Genomic DNA, 1333 nt, shown 5'->3' on the forward strand with positions numbered 1-1333 from the left:
CATATCGGCTCTTGAAGCTGGCTGAGGGTCATGGGTAATCAGGTAGTTTTATGCTAGGAAAAACAAAATTACTGAGTTATATTTGGCATTTAAAATGCTAATTTGGTTGGGGTGTATATAATGCATGGCGTGATGTTATTTTTCCATATATTAGGTGCAACAATCTGGACGGGGGGACACATTGTACTAGCTCTTATCATTCTTCCTAAAGCACTAACAGAATCGTCAACTAAAATATTATTAGATTTTGAATCCGTGTACGAAAGAATTGGAATGCCGGCTTTAATAATGCAGATAATTACAGGTTTCTATCTAGCATTGAACATTGAGAGTAATGTGTTGACTTGGTTTGATTTTGATAACAAAGTGACAAATGTCATTCTCATAAAATTGACATTACTGACTATGACGGCCTGTCTTGCGATAAATGCAAGGTTTCGTGTAATTCCTAATTTAAGCAAATCAAATTTAGCTTTAATGGGATGGCATATACGAGCTGTGACCATCATATCCATTCTATTTGTTTTTGTAGGCGTTTCGTTTAGGACCGGCTGGTTATACTAGAAAGCTAGTATTAGTTAAACCACATTGCTGCACTGTGAATGTATAAACACAGACTTAAAACCAAAATCGGTATTTTGTAAAAAATGAGGTATGCAAAAAAATAATTAGCCTTTAATTAGGCTATGTCCCAATTACGTGTTGCATGAGGCGCTCCAGCACCTCATGCAAGCAACGTGAGACAGTCACGTTCCGTCCATAGTGCTCCAACATCCTTCGCCAACCCAGATGATTCCTCAGATAATGGATCGCTACCCTATGGAACCGCTCTATCCACTACTTCAACTGCCTGTGGTACCCGTTCACATGCTGGATGTGATATGCCCCCACCACCCGTTCTCCCGCACGGTTGCGCACCACCTGATGCGTTATCCCTTGTCCCTCGCTGAAACTGGCATACACCTCGACGCCATCACTGCACAGTAGTGCATCTGGGGCAATAAGCGGTTGCACCGCCGTGACGGTCTTGGCATTGAGTCGCTCCAGATGGATTCGGCCAGGTGGCCTGCTCTGTCTTGCACCACCATCACCAGGATGTAATCCAGCCCTGTGCCTCGGATACGGCCTTTGCCGCCACGATGACGGGTAATCTGCACTGTCCTTTGAATGACTCCAGGAAGAATCCCGTGCCACCTGGTGGCTCGCCATGGCTTTCAGGAAGCGGTGACGCCACAAGAAAGCAGTGTTATTGCATACCCCACAGAGGGCGGCAGCCTGTCGGACGGTCAGCCCGTCGATGAGGGCCTGGGCGTAGTCTTCCCAGCATTGTGCC

Annotated in this window: 1 protein-coding gene and 1 pseudogene; one reads left to right on the top strand and one right to left on the bottom strand. The window is 45.8% G+C overall.

Annotation, left to right across the window (positions count from 1 at the left end):
- The first annotated feature begins 132 nt into the window (after nucleotides 1–132).
- Nucleotides 133–564, top strand: a complete 432-nt coding sequence (locus tag AACR77_RS14105) for a CopD family protein (protein ID WP_197055494.1) — start codon at nucleotides 133–135, stop codon at nucleotides 562–564.
- A 120-nt stretch (nucleotides 565–684) separates the two neighbouring features.
- On the opposite strand, the pseudogene AACR77_RS14110 reads toward AACR77_RS14105, so the two are convergent.
- Nucleotides 685–1333: pseudogene (locus AACR77_RS14110) on the bottom strand (IS1595 family transposase); the annotation flags it as partial.

The organism is Aeromonas sp. ZOR0002, from assembly GCF_963866995.1.
In the GTDB taxonomy this organism is placed as follows: Bacteria; Pseudomonadota; Gammaproteobacteria; order Enterobacterales; family Aeromonadaceae; genus Aeromonas; species Aeromonas caviae.

What these genes read in the sequence shown, in the direction of transcription:
- AACR77_RS14105 (WP_197055494.1), top strand. Translation starts at nt 133, where the DNA reads ATGTTATTTTTCCATATATTAGGTGCAACAATCTGGACGGGGGGACAC.